At 50.9% G+C, this 17,190-nt stretch carries 17 protein-coding genes; 7 read left to right on the top strand and 10 right to left on the bottom strand.

All coding sequences use genetic code 11. The features are described 5' to 3' along the window. Nucleotides 1-5 precede the first annotated feature (5 nt). The 3 genes from prf1 (at nucleotide 6) to H575_RS03670 (ending at nucleotide 3,266) form a co-directional block, all read left to right on the top strand. On the top strand, nucleotides 6-1,292 hold the full coding sequence (gene prf1, locus H575_RS03680) for a peptide chain release factor aRF-1 (RefSeq protein WP_042698089.1): 1,287 nt from the start codon (nucleotides 6-8) through the stop codon (nucleotides 1,290-1,292). 1 nt (nucleotide 1,293) lies between these two features. Further along, entirely contained in the window at nucleotides 1,294-2,970 is a 1,677-nt protein-coding gene (argS, locus tag H575_RS03675) for an arginine--tRNA ligase (protein WP_042698086.1), read from the top strand. A 77-nt stretch (nucleotides 2,971-3,047) separates the two neighbouring features. Continuing rightward, nucleotides 3,048-3,266, top strand: coding sequence for a hypothetical protein (locus H575_RS03670; protein WP_042698083.1), 219 nt, complete (start codon nucleotides 3,048-3,050; stop codon nucleotides 3,264-3,266). Here the strand turns inward: H575_RS03670 and H575_RS03665 are convergent. Then, a complete protein-coding gene (locus H575_RS03665) occupies nucleotides 3,263-4,738 on the bottom strand; it encodes a molybdenum cofactor synthesis domain-containing protein (RefSeq protein WP_052319947.1) in 1,476 nt (491 codons plus the stop codon). The two genes, H575_RS03670 and H575_RS03665, sit on opposite strands and share 4 nt — an antisense overlap. Further along, nucleotides 4,732-5,934 carry a molybdopterin molybdotransferase MoeA gene (locus H575_RS03660; RefSeq protein ID WP_042698080.1) on the bottom strand — a complete coding sequence of 401 codons (1,203 nt, stop codon included), beginning with the start codon at nucleotides 5,932-5,934 and terminating at the stop codon, nucleotides 4,732-4,734. Before H575_RS03660 ends, H575_RS03665 begins: the two co-directional genes overlap by 7 nt. A 261-nt stretch (nucleotides 5,935-6,195) precedes the next feature. Between H575_RS03660 and H575_RS03655 the strand changes: the two genes are divergently transcribed. The 4 genes from H575_RS03655 (at nucleotide 6,196) to H575_RS03640 (ending at nucleotide 10,454) form a co-directional block, all read left to right on the top strand. Then, on the top strand, nucleotides 6,196-7,065 hold the full coding sequence (locus H575_RS03655; protein WP_042698077.1) for a formate/nitrite transporter family protein: 870 nt from the start codon (nucleotides 6,196-6,198) through the stop codon (nucleotides 7,063-7,065). Nucleotides 7,066-7,641: 576 nt separating this feature from the next. Then, complete coding sequence (locus tag H575_RS03650; RefSeq protein ID WP_042698074.1) at nucleotides 7,642-8,496, top strand: formate/nitrite transporter family protein; 855 nt, start codon at nucleotides 7,642-7,644, stop codon at nucleotides 8,494-8,496. 159 nt (nucleotides 8,497-8,655) lie between these two features. Then, nucleotides 8,656-9,183 carry a hypothetical protein gene (locus H575_RS03645; protein WP_052319946.1) on the top strand — a complete coding sequence of 176 codons (528 nt, stop codon included), beginning with the start codon at nucleotides 8,656-8,658 and terminating at the stop codon, nucleotides 9,181-9,183. 74 nt (nucleotides 9,184-9,257) lie between these two features. Continuing rightward, nucleotides 9,258-10,454: an FAD-dependent oxidoreductase gene (locus H575_RS03640; RefSeq protein ID WP_042698071.1), complete on the top strand. Its 1,197-nt coding sequence runs from the start codon at nucleotides 9,258-9,260 to the stop codon at nucleotides 10,452-10,454. 130 nt (nucleotides 10,455-10,584) lie between these two features. Here H575_RS03640 and ndk read toward each other — a convergent pair whose 3' ends face one another. From ndk to H575_RS03600, 8 genes are all read right to left on the bottom strand, one after another. Further along, nucleotides 10,585-11,034 carry a nucleoside-diphosphate kinase gene (gene ndk / locus H575_RS03635; protein WP_042698069.1) on the bottom strand — a complete coding sequence of 150 codons (450 nt, stop codon included), beginning with the start codon at nucleotides 11,032-11,034 and terminating at the stop codon, nucleotides 10,585-10,587. 8 nt (nucleotides 11,035-11,042) lie between these two features. Beyond that, on the bottom strand, nucleotides 11,043-11,234 hold the full coding sequence (locus H575_RS03630) for a 50S ribosomal protein L24e (protein ID WP_042698067.1): 192 nt from the start codon (nucleotides 11,232-11,234) through the stop codon (nucleotides 11,043-11,045). Nucleotides 11,235-11,239: 5 nt separating this feature from the next. Continuing rightward, nucleotides 11,240-11,449, bottom strand: coding sequence for a 30S ribosomal protein S28e (locus tag H575_RS03625; protein ID WP_011833865.1), 210 nt, complete (start codon nucleotides 11,447-11,449; stop codon nucleotides 11,240-11,242). A gap of 4 nt (nucleotides 11,450-11,453) precedes the next feature. Next, nucleotides 11,454-11,822 (bottom strand): 50S ribosomal protein L7Ae, encoded by a 369-nt coding sequence (gene rpl7ae / locus H575_RS03620; protein WP_011833864.1) that lies wholly within the window; start codon nucleotides 11,820-11,822, stop codon nucleotides 11,454-11,456. Nucleotides 11,823-12,238: 416 nt separating this feature from the next. Further along, nucleotides 12,239-14,248: a DUF2298 domain-containing protein gene (locus tag H575_RS03615; RefSeq protein ID WP_042698060.1), complete on the bottom strand. Its 2,010-nt coding sequence runs from the start codon at nucleotides 14,246-14,248 to the stop codon at nucleotides 12,239-12,241. After that, complete coding sequence (locus tag H575_RS03610) at nucleotides 14,235-15,236, bottom strand: lysylphosphatidylglycerol synthase transmembrane domain-containing protein (protein ID WP_042698057.1); 1,002 nt, start codon at nucleotides 15,234-15,236, stop codon at nucleotides 14,235-14,237. The genes H575_RS03615 and H575_RS03610 overlap by 14 nt, the downstream gene beginning before the upstream one ends. After that, nucleotides 15,220-15,936 (bottom strand): glycosyltransferase, encoded by a 717-nt coding sequence (locus H575_RS03605; protein ID WP_042698055.1) that lies wholly within the window; start codon nucleotides 15,934-15,936, stop codon nucleotides 15,220-15,222. The genes H575_RS03610 and H575_RS03605 overlap by 17 nt, the downstream gene beginning before the upstream one ends. After that, entirely contained in the window at nucleotides 15,933-17,174 is a 1,242-nt protein-coding gene (locus tag H575_RS03600; RefSeq protein WP_042698052.1) for an NAD(P)/FAD-dependent oxidoreductase, read from the bottom strand. The genes H575_RS03605 and H575_RS03600 overlap by 4 nt, the downstream gene beginning before the upstream one ends. Nucleotides 17,175-17,190: the final 16 nt, after the last annotated feature.

Raw genomic sequence — 17,190 nt, 5'->3', positions numbered from 1 at the left:
ATACAATGGCAGAGGAACATTCCCAGCACGAAATCGAAAAAGACGAAGCACGAAAGCGATATGAGTTCAAAAAATCACTGGAACGGTTAGAAGAAAAAGAGGGGTCGGGAACTGAACTGATCTCTCTCTATATCCCGCCGGACAAGCAGATCTATGACGTAACCGCCCAGCTTCGCGATGAATACGGTCAGTGTGCAAACATCAAAAGCAAACAGACAAGGTCAAACGTCCAGAGTGCTCTCTCTTCGATCCTCGCACGGCTGAAATACTTCAAGAACCCGCCGCCAAACGGCATGGCTGTTTTCTGCGGTGCGATCAACGTGGGCGGGGATAAAACCGATCTGGAATCCATCATCGTCGAACCGCCGGAGGTCATCCAGACCTACAGTTACCGGTGCAGTTCAACGTTTGAACTGGAGCCGCTCAAGGCGATGCTCGATGACAAATACGTCTACGGACTCTTGGTTCTCGACCGCCGTGAGGCTTACTGGGGTTTTCTCCGCGGCACCCACATCGAGCCGATCAACGGCACCCACTCCACAGTTCCGGGTAAACAGAGAAAAGGCGGTCAGTCCAGCGTTCGTTTCGAGCGTCTCAGACTTATCGCGATCCATGACTTCTACAGCAAAGTCGGTGAACGCGCATCGGCCGCCTTCCTTGCCGAACCGAACTTCTTTGAGAAGTTCAAGGGTGTGCTGATCGGCGGCCCGATGCCGACCAAAGAGGAGTTCGCTGCAGGCAACTTCCTTCATCACGAAGTCCAGAAACGGATCATCGGTCTCTTCGACTCCTCCTATACCAATGAGTTCGGTCTGCGCGAACTCGTGGACAATGCCCAGGAAGCTCTTCGCGGCGTCGGCATCATGGATGAAAAAGCGGAGATGTCCCGGTTCTTCAAAGAACTCATCAAAGAGAACGGAGCCGCCGCGTATGGTGAGGACAGTGTCCGGCTCAATCTGGAAGCCGGGGCAGTCGACACCCTGCTTCTTTCTGAAAAACTGCGAAAAGTCCGTCTCACGCTGAATTGCCGAAACTGCGGCTATGAAGAAGTCAAGACCGTGAAGATCGAAGCCGGTAAAAAAGCAAAAGATCTGCCGTTTGGTTACTGCCCGAAGTGTCAGTCTCCGCTCGCTCTCAGCAAAGAAGCCGATATCATCGACGAGCTGACTGAACTTGCCGATGCATCAAACACCAGAGTCGAGATCATTTCAGAAGATTTCGAGGAAGGAGCAATGCTTTACTCCGCATTCGGCGGAATCGCGGCCGTTCTCCGCTATCCAACAGGGATGTAATATGTACCGTGAATATATTGAGAAAACAATCGGCCTGCTTCGTGAAGTCACAGGTCTGGAAGATGTTATGATCACCGACGGAGGGGATCACGCCGATCTTGCTTCCACCGTATCATTTGCTCTTGCAAAAACACAGAGAAAGAATCCTGCACAGATCGCCGGTGAACTTGTCTCAGCGATCTCAGCAAAACCCGAGGCAAAAGGTATCGAGATATCTGCCAAAGGACCGTACATCAACTTCATCTTTGGAGGAGATTACGTCGCTGAATCAGTTCGTGCGGCCCGCAGTCCGGACTATGGAACCCTCAACGCCAGAACTGAAAAGGTCATCATCGAACATACCAGCGCAAATCCGAACGGACCTCTGCATGTGGGGCATATCAGAAACACGGTGATCGGCGACACGCTCGTTCGTGCGTTCCGGAAAGCCGGCTACCCGGTCGAGGCACAGTATTATCTCAATGATATGGGCCGTCAGATCGCGATCGTTGCCTGGGGAGTCAAAAACCTTCATTACGACCGTCTTCCCGGAGAAAAAGGCGACGAGTATATCGTCCGTCATTACGTCGAGGCAAACAGGATCGCAAAGGCAAAACCCGAGATCGAACCTGAGTTCGATTCAATGATGGAAAAGATCGAAGCCGGTGATCCCGAGACCGTGAAGCTCTTCCATGACTCAGTGGATATCTGCGCTGACGGGATCAAAGAGACCCTTTCTTCGATGAATGTCGTCCATGATAAATTCGTTCGGGAGACCACCTTCCTCTGGAACGGTTCGATGCAGGATGTCCTGAACCGGATCGAAAAACTTCCGACCGTTCATCACGAAGGACAGATGATGTACCTCGATCTTTCCGGAGAAGGATTTGGAAACAGATATGTGCTTCGCCGGAGCAACGGGACATCCGTCTATGCAGCGCGTGATCTTGCTTTCCATCTCTGGAAAAACGCTCAGTGCGACAGAAGCATCGATGTTCTCGGCGCCGACCACAAACTGATCGGAGCTCAACTGCAGACGACGCTGAAACTTATCGGCGAACAGCCGCCGGAGATCGTCCACTTCGAGTTCGTCTCCCTTCCGGAAGGTTCCATGACGACCCGGGGCGGTGTTTTCATCACCGCGGATGAGCTGATCGCCGAGACAACGAAACGTGCGATGGAGGAGGTAACCGTCCGCCGGCCGGAACTCAGCGAAGAAGAACGGGCAAAAATCGCCGCCGCCGTTTCCGTCGGCGCGGTCCGTTATGATATCGTGAAGGTCTCTGCGGAAAAATCGACGGTCTTTGACTGGAAGGAGGCCCTCGATTTCGAACGTCAGAGTGCCCCCTACATCCAGTATGCCCATGCAAGGGCCTGTTCGATCCTGGAAAAGGCGCGTGCTGACGGCGGATTTACCGAGTGTTATGCGTATTCTGATCCCTATGAACTTGCTCTGGCAAAACACATCGCACAGTTCCCCTTTGTTCTCGAAAAAGTCGTGGTGGAACTCCGCCCGCATCTCCTCGCAACCTATGTTCGCGATCTCGCGGATCTTTTCAACTCCTTCTACCGGTTTGCTCCGGTCCTGAAGGCAGAAGGAAACGTTCGGGATGCACGGCTCACCCTTGTTGATGCGTGCAGAAATACTCTTTATCAGGCTCTTGGTGTTCTCGGCATCGAGGCTCTGGAAAGTATGTAACTTCAGGTCTTTGACCTGAATTGTTCTTTTTTACCCTGATAGAATCTATTATATTCTCATCGGTGCCAGTATCATTTATGTCAAAAACAAATGCAGCTGATGCGGTTTTGCTCCTTGAGCAGCTGGCCCAGGTGGTAAAAGAGGGTGACAATGATGTCAGAGAGGTCAGGATCGCAAAACTCTCCGACGCTGTTTCTGGAGCCAAATGCCTGAATGTTCCGGAGAGAAAAGAAGCGGAAGCTTTGATCAAGATCCGTGACTGGCCGGCTCTGAAAAAATATCTGGAAGAGATCTAGATCTCTGCAGCAAGGGCCAGTACTCTTTCCACCTTTTTGTCGGTGATCTCTTTTTTAGTTACTACGTTCAGCTGCCCGAACGTTTTTGCGGTGTACTCGTCTCCGCAGAACGTGCAGTCATCCTCCGCTGCTACTGATGCAAGATGGCAGGCCCCTTTTCTCAGAAGCATAAGGGCGGCAACCCCGCTGGCGGGTCCAAGCCGGATCTTGATCCCTTCAAGCATACACTTCTCGGCAAGGCGGTCGAGCGCCGGATCATATACTCCGGCAATAAGGACCGTCTGCTCCAGCTCCTCTTCCGGGACCTGGAGTACTGCATCGACCGTTTCTCCTGCTTCGTATCCTTCAACGCCGAGGGGGATGTGGACAATGATGTTGCTTCGTATCCCGGCCATCTGGACGCTTGATCCGCGGGAAAGGGGGATCGCCGTGTACCGGCCCCCGATTTTCGCGGCGGCGTAGAGACTGAACTCGTCGATACCTCCTTCAGAGGCGACTGTCGAGCCGAGAACGACGGGGATCGTCTTTTTTTCCGGCCCGGTCCATCCCCAGCTTTCTAAAAGTTCGGCGACCAGTATTCTCAGGACGCTCTGGGCCGCCAGAGGATAGCCCGGGACTCCGAACACCGGTTTTTTGTTTACGATCCCAAACATCGCAGGCCTCGCGGGTTTCATGGCCAGGCCGTGGAAAAGCAGTTTTCCCAATTCGCTGATCACCGAGGCCGTAAAGTCCTTTGTCCCGGCCGATGAACCGGCTGAGATGATGACGATATCACACGTATCCGCAGCTTTTTCCAGCGCTCCGCGGATGAGTACGCGGTTATCGGTCACGGGAGGATATCTGATCACATCGACGCCGAACTGACGGAGATATGCTTCAGCCATCAGTGTGTTGCTCTCGACCACCTGTCCCGGAGCCGGCTGCGTTCCGGGAGTTATCAGTTCTGATCCTGTCGGAATGATCCCGATGCAGATTCGTTTTACTTTGATCGAGGTGATCCCGTACGAGGCGATAGCGCCGATGTTGAACGGAAGGATCTTTGCTCCTGCGGGAAGTATGAGCTGACCTTTGCGGATGTCTTCCCCGGGCGGTCTGATGTATGATCCGGGATTGACATTTTTCCTGATGACGATCTCTTTTGAATCGTCATCAACAAACCAGGTGTCTTCGATTTTTATGACCGCATCGAATCCTTTTTTGACGACGTTTCCGGTGTTCACCCGGTCAAAGTTTGTGAGGGTGACCGGGTTCTGGTCTGATGCCGATTCCGTTTCCTTTGCGAGGACCGCAAACCCGTCCATTGCTGCTGTGGGAACTTCCGGAACCGAGTACTTCGCGTATATGGATTGTGCGAGGATATGTCCGCAGGCGTCAAGGAGGTTCATCTCCCGTGATCCGACGACTGCCGGCGTTTTTCTGACAATATCGACTGCATCTTTCAGACTGATCTCATCAAGATAACGTTTTACCATAATAATACCTCCACAATGTCCCCTTTTTCACATCCGTCACGGCCTGCCGGGACCCGGATATACCCGTCGCTTTGAACAAGCGTATGCAAAAGGCCGGATTTTCCAAGGACAGGTGCTGCTTCGCCGTTTTCTGTGACTCTGACTCTGACGAGATCCTCTCTTCCTTTTTCGGAGGGAAAACTCATGGCAAGGGGTGCGCTGATTTTTCGCGGTTTTTCCACTGCTCCCGTCATTTTTGCGAGAAGAGGGCCGGCAAAGAGTGTAGTGATCATATAGGTCGAAGCGGGATGACCCGGCAGACCCAGGATCGGGACGTCGTTTATGCTTCCAATGATCGTGGGTTTGCCGGGAGCGACGGATACGCCGTGGACATGGACTTTTCCCAGGGTCTCGATGACGCGTGAAGTGACGTCCTTTTCATCCTTCGAACTGCCGCCGGAAAGAATGACGAGATCACACTCGGCGGCTGCTTTGGCCGCGATTGGTGTCAATGCTTCTGCATCATCCCTGATGATGCCGTAAAAGACGGGGGTTGCTCCGTGTTCCGTCATGTACGATCTGATGAGTGTGGTGTTCGTGTCGCGTATCTGCCCGAATTTTGGCGTATCCGCGGGCAATACCAGTTCATTTCCGGTCGATATGATCCCGACTGCCGGACGTTTTCTGACCAGGACCGGGTCGCATCCGAAGGCTGCAAGAACGCCGGCTGTTTGTGCGGTTATTTTGTGGCCGGCCGGGAATACCTTTTCTCCTTTCGAAAAGTCCTCATTGTATTTCAGGACATCCAGACCCGGGCTGGCTGCTGTTTTGATAAGAAGCACGTCGCCGGCGAGTTCTGTGTGTTCCTGCATTATTACGGCGTCGGCTCCTTTGGGCATGACGCCGCCGGTCGGGATATATTTTGCTTCTTTTTCTCCGATAGGTCCGGCGGTGTTCTCCCCCATCGCGATCCTGCCGGTCATGTTCAGAAGCTTTGGTTTGTTTTCTCCTGCTCCAAGCGTGTCTTGGGACCGAACGGCGTATCCGTCTTTGATGGAGCGGTCAAATCCGGGGATATCTTCAGGAGATGTTATTGGTTCTGCGAGGATCCGTCCGCAGGCGTCTTCCAGAGGAACGTACTCGGCGGGCAGGAGTTTTCCCAGCGAGAGAAGGATTTTTTCCGCCTCTTCAACGGATATGAGTTTCAGAAATCTCATGCGCGTCCCCCGGATCCGGTTGTGCTTATTGTGTTGTATCCACTCTTCATTCATATGGAGTGGTTTTTCCAAACGCTTAATGTTAGCGTAAGGGGCCCCGCATATGGCTGTACGGACGGGCCAAACGAATGGAAAATTCCGGAACCTGCATTTATCATGATTAATCATGTCAAAAAGAATGATTGATATATCTGCTCATTCATACCGGGTATAAACACATCACATCGGGTTTTATGACTGAATTGTGAATGGGGTAAAATTATGGTTACATTCAGTCCTGCGCAGGTTTGCGTAAAAATTGGAACCGCTGGTGTTACAAAAACCAGTCTTCCGGCATTGAATATGCTGGTTCGTGCATTTCTTGCCGGCGCCTATGTGGCAATGGGCGCTACGCTTGCAACAGTAAGTTCGACCGGTGTTGCAAACATTTTCGGCCCGGGGATCGCTCAATTCATCGTAGGTGCGGTCTTCCCGGTTGGGCTGATGCTGGTCGTATTCACCGGCGCAGAACTTTTTACCGGCGATGCGATGTTTGCTCCGATGGCGATCCTTCAGGGTCATATAGGAATGAGCAAACTCATTTATCTGTGGGTTGTCGTTTATGTCGGCAATCTTATCGGATCCGTGTTCATGGCGTTTCTGGTCAGTTACGGGCCATATTCTTCGTGGGATGCGCTCGGCGCCGCAACGGTGACGAGTTTTGGTCTTCGTGCGATCCAGATAGGGTCGGCCAAAGTCGCCTACACCGGAACGATGGGCCTTCTCTCCTGTTTCTTCAAAGGGATTCTTTGTAACTGGCTTGTGTGTCTTGCGTTGTTCCTCGGTTTTGCCGCGGATGATGTGATATCGAAGATCGCCGCTCTCTGGTTTCCGATCATGGCCTTTGCGGCCTCGGGATTCGAACACTGTGTTGCAAACATGTTTTTCATCCCTGCAGCGATCATCACGAACGGTTTTACCAGAAACACCGTAGATAATTTGAATTGGGTCGGGATGTGGACGAACAACGTCATCTGGACAACGCTTGGCAACATCGTTGGAGCAGTGGTTTTCATGGCGATCGTCTATTACTACTGTTACAAGTCGGAGATCTGCACGTTATGTGCAGAAACCACGAGGGGCAAAGCATAGCCGCTTTTTCTCTCTTCACTCTCATTTTTCTTTTGTCTTGTCAACGGTGGAATGCGCCGGCTTTTTCAGAAAAGAGGAGGAGCGAAAACGGGATCGTTCCTCTTTTTTCTTCGCGCGCGAAGCGTCTTTGCATTCAAACGCTTGGGATCATGATAAATTACCTGAGAAATAGATGTGCCTGGATACTTTTCCAGGAGTACTTTCACAATACCTCCTTTTCTATCGGCCCTTGTTCATCTTCGACAGACAGTATTTTTTTCGTTTGAGCGATGCGGATCTCGGGCGGATTTTGCCGGATATGATGGAATGTAAATAAGGTTTTTGTTTCGTCAGTTTCCCGGCGCTTATTTTCTCACTGTGTTTTCCGCGCATTCGGGAAAATCCAATGAGTCAATATATTTAAATTTACTTAAACAGTTATTTTGTTTAATGTAGTTAACCTGATAAAATTTATGTCCTCTCAGTTTATCATGATTCTTCATATCATTTGGTATGATTTAAATAGGAACTACTCCAATCTGAAAATAACGCAACCCGGTCAGGTATTTTCCCGGCAGGGTTGTGAGGTGTTTATTTATGGTCACATTCAGTCCGGCGCAGGTATGCGTCAAAATTGGAACGGCCGGCAAAGGTAAATGCAACCTTCCAGCATTCAACATGCTGGTTCGCGCATTTCTTGCAGGTGTGTATATTGCAATGGGTGCTGCCCTTGCAACAGTTGGATCGACCGGTGTCGCAGCAGTCTGGGGCGCAGGTTTAGGACAGTTCGTAACTGGTGCTCTTTTCCCAGTTGGTTTAATTATCGTTGTTTTAACCGGAGCAGAACTCTTTACCGGTGACGCAATGTTTGCCCCGATGTCACTTCTTCAGGGACAGATCGGTATCGGCAAGCTTGTTTATCTCTGGGTTGTTGTCTACATCGGTAACCTTATCGGATCCGTCTTCATGGCATTCCTTGTCACCTATGGTCCGTACACCGCATGGGACGCAGCAGGCGTTGCCACGGTCACCGCATTTGGTACCCGTGCTATCGCTATCGGAGCTGCCAAGGTTTCCTACACCGGAGCAATGGGCATTCTCTCTGTCTTCTTCAAGGGTATCCTTTGTAACTGGCTCGTTTGCCTTGCTATCTTCCTCGCCCTCGCAGCTGATGAAGTCATATCCAAGATCTTTGCAATCTGGTTCCCGATCATGGCCTTCGTTGCCTCCGGATTTGAACACTGTGTTGCAAACATGTACTTCATCCCGGCCGCAATCCTGACAAACGGATTTACCGGAAACACAGTTGAGAACCTGAACTGGGTCGGTATGTGGACGAACAACATCATCTGGTCTACCCTTGGTAACATCGTTGGTGCTGTCATCTTCATGGCAATCATCTACTACTACTGCTACAAGTCAGAAATCTGTGCACTCTGCGAAGCAAAATAAGATAAGTTCAGCGTGATTCCACGCATCTTATCCAAACCATCTCTTTTTCTTTTCCTGCATCATACAAGACATGCATCTATTTAACCTAAGAAATAGCACTATCACTAAAGACTGGTGTATCTTATGAAAATAAAAGGCGTAAAAATCAGCTTGGCTCCAATGCACTATATTGTAGTGATATTTTTCCTCGCACTCTTTGTCTGGTCATTTTTTGCAACTGGCGACGGTATGTTCCTCTACTGGGGTATCCCGCTCTCTCTGTGTTTGTTGATCATTCCTCTGGTGAACAGTTACAGTGTGGGAAGTCAGTATCTCAGACTTCTCCCGGAATACGAAGCTGAATCAAAACCCTGCAGGATAAAACAGCTCGGCCCTTCCATGGCAGGCAAACCCGTCCGCATCGAAGGTGTCGTCCAGAGTGTGAAAGGTACGCTCCTCAACCGCCCGGGATATAAGATCTTTGACGGGTCGGGAACCATCACTGCCCAGCGGTCCACCCCTCTTGATATCAATGTCAGGGTCGGGGACAATGTGCAGGTCGTCGGGATGATCGTCAGACGATTTGCCTTTGCAGGAGATTATGTCGTTCACGCAATAGGAGTGAAAAAAATCGACACCCTGACCCCGCTGGAGATGGATGAGGCCCTCGTCTCATCAGAGACACGTAAAATCAAAAAATATCATTAACTCTTCCCCTCTTTTTTCATCTCCGGGTGTCTGGAACCAATAGTATTAATCCTTTAAAATCAGAATGTTTGCTTATGTCTCATGAAGTGGTTGTGTACTCGCTCTCAGGCTGTCCACACTGTAAAGCACTGAAAACCTACCTTGATAATCAGCATATAGCTTACACCAATATCGATGTGGGCGCCGATCAAAACGCCGCTGCCGAAATGATCAGAATAACCGGGCAGCGGGGGGTCCCGGTCACAATTATCGACGGCGACAAGATCGTGGTCGGTGACGACACCAGAAAGATCATGGAAATTCTCAAAGGAGAGGAACCGGAAAAGAAAAGTCCGGTTGTATCTGCAGTATATCATGATCTGGTAGTGATCGGTGCAGGGGCAGCAGGTCTTTCGGCCGCGATGTACGGCGCCCGAAAAGGGATGGACATGATCGTGCTCGCCGGATCTATTGGCGGCATGGTCAATCAAAGCTATGTCGTGGAAAACTATCCCGGCGTTCCGGATGTCTCCGGCGAAGAGCTGATGAAAAAGATCTATGATCATACGGTAAAATCCGGAGGGATTTTTGTTGACGATGTGGTCACCGGCATTTCCAAAACCGGGGAGAACTTCTTTATCGAAACACTGGCCGGAGGACGCTACACTGCAAAGGCGGTCATAGCGGCCACTGGAAGGTCTCCGCGTCTCTCGGGAGCGAAAGGCGAGACCGAGTATCTCGGCAAAGGTGTTGCGATCTGTACTGTCTGCGACGGTCCGCTGTACAAAGACAAAGTCGTCGGCATCCTTGGCGGCGGGAATACTGCCGTCGACATGGCAATCGAACTAAGCGACATCGCGTCAACGATCCACCTGATCGTTCGCAGTCAGCTCAAAGCGGACAAAGTGCTCATCGACCGGCTCAAAACAAAGAAGAACGTGGTCCTGCATAAGGGATATACCATATCGGAGTTTGGCGGCGGTCAGTTTCTTGAGTATGTCATATTGCAAAAAACCGGCGGGGTATCTGCCCTTCTGGGAAAAGCTGAACAAAAACTTCCCGTCGACGGCGTATTCCTTGGGATCGGTCTTGACCCGAACACCTCGGTCTTCGAAGGCTTTGCAGCCATGAATCCAAATAAAGAGATCCTCATCGATATCGACTGCACAACAAACATCCCGGGATTTTTTGCTGCCGGCGATGCGACCTCCATCAAAGCAAAACAGATCGCAGCATCCGTCGGCGAAGGAGTCAAAGCTCTTCTGTCGGCCTATGACTATCTGCGAAGATAACTCTCTCTTTTTTTCAAAAAAGCTGATACAGCTTTTTTTCTCTGAAGCGGGTCCCCTCTTCATTCAAAAAACTCATCGGCAAAAGCAGCGCAAAAAAGATTGGCTGAGATTATATCTCAGATATACGGCCTTACTCGTAAAGCTCGGACTCGTCGATCTTAGTGTAAGAGACAAGTTCGGCCGGAGTAAAGTGGATGCCGATCTCGCGGGCCGCACTCTCGGGAGAGTCTGCTGCGTGAATGACATTTTTGCCGATCGACAGAGCATAATCGCCGCGGATCGTGCCGGGGTTAGCTTCTGTCGGGTTGGTTGCACCGTTCATTTTACGAACCGTTGCAACTACATTCTCACCTTCGAGGACAAAACGGAAGACCGGTCCACTCGTGATGTATGCTTTCATACCCGGGTAGAAGGGTTTTGCGAGGTGTTCCTCATAATGCTTGTCAACAATTGATTCAGCAAGAACGCCGAATTTTCCGGCTACGAGTTTGAATCCCTTGTTTTCAAAGCGTGACAGGATCTCGCCGACAAGTCCGCGCTGGACACCGTCGGGTTTGATCATCACAAAGGTGCGTTCCATAAATTAAATCACTCCTTACCGCGTGCCTTGCGACCTGCTGCGGTCCAGGCTACACGTCTGGGGATTCTGCCGAGCTTATAGTTGCTCTGGCATTTCGATGAGCAGAAATAGAAGACTGCTCCGTCTTTTCTCACAAAGAGCTTCCCGGTTCCGGGTTCAAGCTGCTTTCCGCAGTAGCTGCAGGTATATGTATCCACCATTTTCGTCACCGTCTGGAAAGTTTCTTTGCTTCGCGTTCCGTTTCAAGGAGCATCAGAATGTCACCCTCACGGATAGGTCCGAAAGTGTTACGGGTAATGATACGCCCCTTGTTTGAGCCATCAAGGACACGGCATTTGATCTGGGATGCCTCTCCGTGCATTCCGGTAAGGCCGATGACCTCGATTACTTCTGCTGGCGTTGCATCATCAGGCATGGAATTATCCTCTCAGTGCCTTGATCTGACCGGCAAGATCTCCTACGAGCTCTTTGCCTTTGCCGACTTTAACGATTGCTACTGCAGTGCATCCGACGTCAAGGCCGCATGCGGCTCCGATGTCTGCCTGCTTGTTGATGAAAACGAACGGAATCTCCTTCTCGTCTGCAAGTCCGGGGATGTGCATGACGATCTCTTCGGGTGCAACGTCTGCGCCGATTAAGACGAGAGCTGCAATTCCACGCTCGACGGCCTTGGTTGCCTCGTTTGCGCCTTTCTTAATCTTTCCGGTGTCACGTGCAAGCTCAAGAGCTTCAAGTGCTTTGTTCTGAAGTTCTTCTGGGACTTCAAACTTCTGGTAAATCTTTGCCATAATTACTCACTTCACTCGAGAGGTTTTACCCTCTGTCATCGCTCATCAGCGGTCATACTGGTAGGTACAAAACAGTCTCAGGAGATATCCCGATTTGTTCCCCCCGTACGGGGTAACCGTTGCTGGCGTAACTATATTTATGGGTCTGAATTTGAGATAAAGATATGGATGAACGTCACGAAAGAATGCTCCTCCATGCCAGAGAGATATGCTCTTCTCCCCTTAAGCAACGACGTTATATCCCATCTTTTTCCCGGGATAAATCCCGCTTAGGGGAGGGGATTGGCTATTTTATTCCGTAAAACGCCGGTGCCTGGTTTAAAAAAACCGGTCTTCTGGTTTTTGAAAGAAAAAGCTCCGTCATTTTCCATCCTCTCTACCGCGCTGAAAATTCCGGTGATCAGGAAGGGGCCTCATTATCTGATCCGGTAGATATCCACACCTTCTGCTGAGAATACATTCTCGAGATCCTCCGGAGGGAGATCGATCGTGTACATCTCCTGTTCCGTTTCGCCGACAAACAGGTATGTTGCTCCGTATTTTTCCATCAGACTGATCGTTTTGGTCGGGTCTTCGTAGATCGCACGCACGTCCGCTATCCTTGCAGAAATATCCCCGATACCGCTCCGCCACCCGACCTCATGACCCGTCCATCCGATGATCGTAGACAAACCGGTCACCGCCGAGACCCTGGATCCGTACGTATACGAAGTCCCGGCTGCTTCGACCACGACAGACGAAGGGTCCGCCGTCTTCTGCAGAAATCCGATCCCCTCATAATCCGCCGGATGGGATACGGAAAGCCAGGCTGCTCCGTCCAGCGTTCCGCCGGGATAGCCAAGATTGATTCCTCCAACGGCAAAAATCACCGCTAAACAGATGACTCCCGCACATCCTGCCGCCCAGATCTTTTTCGTATCCACCGATGCAAAGAGGTTTTTGAACCAGTTTCCAAGGATCAGCAGTGAGGAGATACCAAGGAAGAACCATGCGCAGAATCCGAATTTGAAGACGGTGTTCATCCGATAGTAGGTATCACCCATAAAGTCCCTGAGATAGAATATCTCCAGAAAAACCAGGATGGAAAGTCCGACCACCCCAAAGATGATCTCAGGCCGCCAGGATTTTTTCCCCAGGAGAAGGATGATCAAAAAGACCGCAAGTCCAAGCGATGCATAGCCGGACAGCCAGAATAGGATCGGAAGTGCGATCACCCAGGGATATTTTTTCAGAACAGAATATCCGTAGATCCCAAAGATCACGAAGAAGAACAGATACACGCCGAGAAACTCGATCACCGGCGATGTGGTCGTCACAAGATAAAATCCCTGAACGCTTGACTCACCGGCCGTGAGCATCTGATATAAAAACGGCGCGTAGGAGAGAAGCGAAAGGACCGGAACAAGCAAAAACGGCGGAAGTTTTCTGACCTGATGCCGGTCGACCCTCCACCAGACCAGACATGCTGTAACGAGATACACCGCTGCATAGATCAGGACGTCCCAGGAGTTCATGGCAGGCATCGTCCCAAGTGAGAGGGAAAGAAGGATAATCAGCAGATACTTTCCCCAGCCTTTCAGATCCTGCCATCTGGTTATCATCACGGCCAGCAGGCAGATGAACACCAGCTGATTGAAACATGCGAGAAGATGTGCATGGGGATCCCCCCATAAAAACGAGAAGAGGGGGTACTCATTGATGGTTGCCCCCTCTCCGATAACCCGTGTGGATGCCCACCATGCATCGATCACTCCTTTTCCGGTGAATGCGTGCCATATCAGGGCAGCATTCGGGATGATGAGGACCAGGATCGGGAACCACTGATGACGTTTCAGAAGCAGAACGCCGATCGCGTAGGCTGAAACTGCCGCGAGGGCAAACACAGTTGGAATCATCAGATTAAAGACAACGGTGTTCGATCCCATCGCCAGGATCCCTAACACCCCCATCATCCAGTGTCCGAGATAATAATAGATGCTCAGGCTCTCTCCGGCAAACCAGGGATCGGCCGGCGTCACGGTCGGATCAAGCATGATGCTTCCAAGAAATGCCGCATCCATAAACCGCTCGCCGGACGGAATGATCCCGGGCGAGAACCAGCGGACGGTCAGCAGAAGCGCGAATGCAGCAAGAAAAACAATGTCCCAGCGGACCATGCATTTCAGGTCGGCCAGCTCATACTGTTTTTTGTAGAACGCAAATCCCCCAAGTACGGCAAACATCAGCAAAACAAGCTGGACCGGAAGGCCTGCCAGACCAAGATACCATGACCCGAGCGTCAGTAAAAGGATCCCGACCGGGTATGCAAGTCCGTAGGAAATCGATCCGAGCGCAGGTTTCAGATAGGGATAAACAGTGATCTGGCTGAATTTGATAATGATCAGCCAGAGGATAACGGTAAGTATCTGGGATTCAACGGCTGCCATTCTCTTCCTTGAGTTGTTCTGTGCTGCCTTTGAAGAGTTTTTTCATAAGCGTCACCGACCAGCCGCCGAAGTAATAGAGTGAGATCAGACCTCCGGCAAGCGTGACCAGATTTTTGATCAGATGGTCGATCACTGCGATCAAAAAGGCTGTGAACGGCACAACGCCCCCCATCTCAAAAACTACGGCAAGGGCTGCTTCGTACGTTCCTATTCCTCCCGGGGTTATCGGCACGGCTTTTATGAGATTGCCGATCACGATCGCCAGAAGGACCAGCATGAACGGAACTTCAACGGACAACATCATACATACCAGATAACAGGTGAGAACATCCATCATCCAGATAACAGCAGATGTTCCCGAGAGGATCCCAAGGGATGCCGGTGTGGAGGAGACCTGTCTGAACTGTGCAAAGATCTCCAGGATCTTTTGCAGGATCCGGTTTTTGGCATGCATCCATCTGGCGAGCAGAAGAATGACGATTCCTGCGATGCCGGCGATCAGGACAAAGATGATCAGCCAGATAAACCATGCATACTCTTTTGGGATCAGACTGATCAAAACCGGCAGGGAACACAATCCGAGAACTGCCAGTACGAGAATATCATACACCCGTTCAGCGATGAGCGATGTGAATCCCTTCGTATAGGGCATCCCTTTCTCGTGTTTGAGGATGAACATCCGGACAAAGTCGCCGAGGCGTGCCGGGATGATCAGGTTTGCCGTCTGGGAAACATAGATGGATGCAGTGGAAAAGATGACGCCTATCTCTGTTCCGAGGCGTTTGACAATGTATTTGTATCGAAAACCCCGGAGAAACCACGCAAGAACACAGATGCCTACCGCTGCGATCAGCCAGGTAGGGACCAGGGATTCAAGAATATTTTCGAGATTTCCCTGGAGTTCATCCCAGACGCGAAAAAGCATGTACCCGAGCAGAGAAGCCGCGATCACCGTTGGAATGACAACGGCACTAACTTTTTTCCACATGCAGTCTCCACCACATCTTCAGGATGTCTTTTCCCATATTGCTCACATCTTTGAATCTGACGGTCGTTCCCGGTCCCTGCCGCCAGATCACCGGGAACTCATCGACCCGAAGTCCGGCTTTTTGTGCAAGGACGAGTGATTCCGTATCCCAGAACCAGTGAGGGGCCTGGATCTTTTGCACGAGTTCCAAAAGAACTGCGGATCTATAGGCTTTGAATCCGCACTGATGATCATTGAGTTTGCTGCCGAGGAACAGCCTGACCAGAAAATTATAGCCTCGGCTCGCGATCTCACGGTCGCCGCTTCGAACGATGCTGCTGTCTTTCATCAGGCGTGATCCGGTCGCGACGTCAGCTCCGTCTTCTATGTGATCGAGAAGTTCTGCAAGATGGCTGATGTCAGTTGCCAGATCGACATCATAATAACAGAAAATCTCGCCGCATGATTCTGCAAGCGCCCGGTTCAATGCCCTGCCTCTCCCCTGCCGTTCGTCTGAGTGGAGCAGCCGGACCCGCGGATCTTTTTTCTCCCACTCCTCCACGCACTCGCGGCTTCCGTCGGTACTGCCGTCCTCTGCGATGATCAGCTCGAAGGATTTTCCGTACGCTTCGAGCGTCTCAATGGATTTTGGAATGGCTGTCTTCAAAGCTTCCACATCATTGAAGACAGGAAGGACTGCGGTGACGGATACGCGGTTCAAAGATTTTTCTCCTCTAATATTTTTGCAGCATTGAGACCCGCCAGAATCGATCCCTCCATACTTCTTTCCGGATAGTTTTCCGGGGAAAACATTCCTGCGATGAACAGATCGTTTCCAAGATCTGCCGGAGGGATCGCATCTTTATATCCCGTAACATATACGGGGCCGGCAAATCTGTCGATGTACAGGTCTGCGTGACGGATCTCGCTTTTATCTATAGAAAAACGTCTGCAGAAGTCATCAATCATCCGGTCTTTCAGTCCCCCGTCCGGTTCATCTTTAAAGTAGGAGGCAAGATACACCACATGTTCCCCATACCATTCGAACGGGACGAAATTCGTGTGCGTGACCACGGCACCGTAGGGGGCCGGATCTCCCATATTGGTCCAGTAGATGCCGTTTGCCGGATCACGGGCAAGACCCAAGGTCATGCATGCTGCTCCCTGATACATGAGATTTGGGAGTTTGTCTGATGTTTTTCCCATTAACGCGTTTGTCACCTGAGGCGGGAGCGTGGAAATTACGGCATCAAACTTTTCGCCGTTGATCTGCCATTTTTCATTTATCCTCGCAAGCGAGGTCGCCGGGGTGCCGAGTCTGATCTCCGCTCCTTTCTCCCGGAGTTTTTCTGTCATCGCATCGATCAGCCTGTGCCATCCTCCTTTCAGATAGCCGAGCCTCTCCCCTTCAGATCCCCTGTCGGAGCGGATAGCGATCCTGCTCATAAGCCAGGCGGCCGAGACGTCATTTTTCATCGATCCGAATTTACTGGTGAGCAGGGGGGCGAAGAACGCATTATAGATATCCTCTCCTACTTTCTCATACAGATACTCTTTTGCCGTGATTTTGTCAAGCGGAGCAAGATCGATCTTTCGTGAACTGATCACAAAGAGTCCGAGCCTGCATTTCTGGAAAAATGTCAGGCAGGGATACTTCAGGATCTCCAGAGGCGTTGTGAGCGGGTGGAGTTTTCCGTTCATGTAATATCCGGTCGAACCTTTCAGCCAGATGAGATCGGATCTCAGACCGAGTTCATCCAGAAGGGAAAACAGATTTTTGTCGCCGGAAAAACAGTGGTGATAGAGGGTTTCGAGAGTATAGGTGTCGTTGTAGGTCTGAGAGGACATACAGCCGCCGGGAACTGTATTTTTTTCAAAAATAACGACCTCATGATCATCAGCAAGCTGCAAGCCGGCTGACAATCCCGCAAGTCCTGAACCGAGAATCCCTATCTTCATTGTAGTATAAGATAGC

This window comes from Methanocorpusculum bavaricum DSM 4179 (assembly GCF_000430905.1).
In the GTDB taxonomy this organism is placed as follows: Archaea; Halobacteriota; Methanomicrobia; order Methanomicrobiales; family Methanocorpusculaceae; genus Methanocorpusculum; species Methanocorpusculum parvum.
This window is presented reverse-complemented; position numbering and strand designations above follow the sequence as displayed.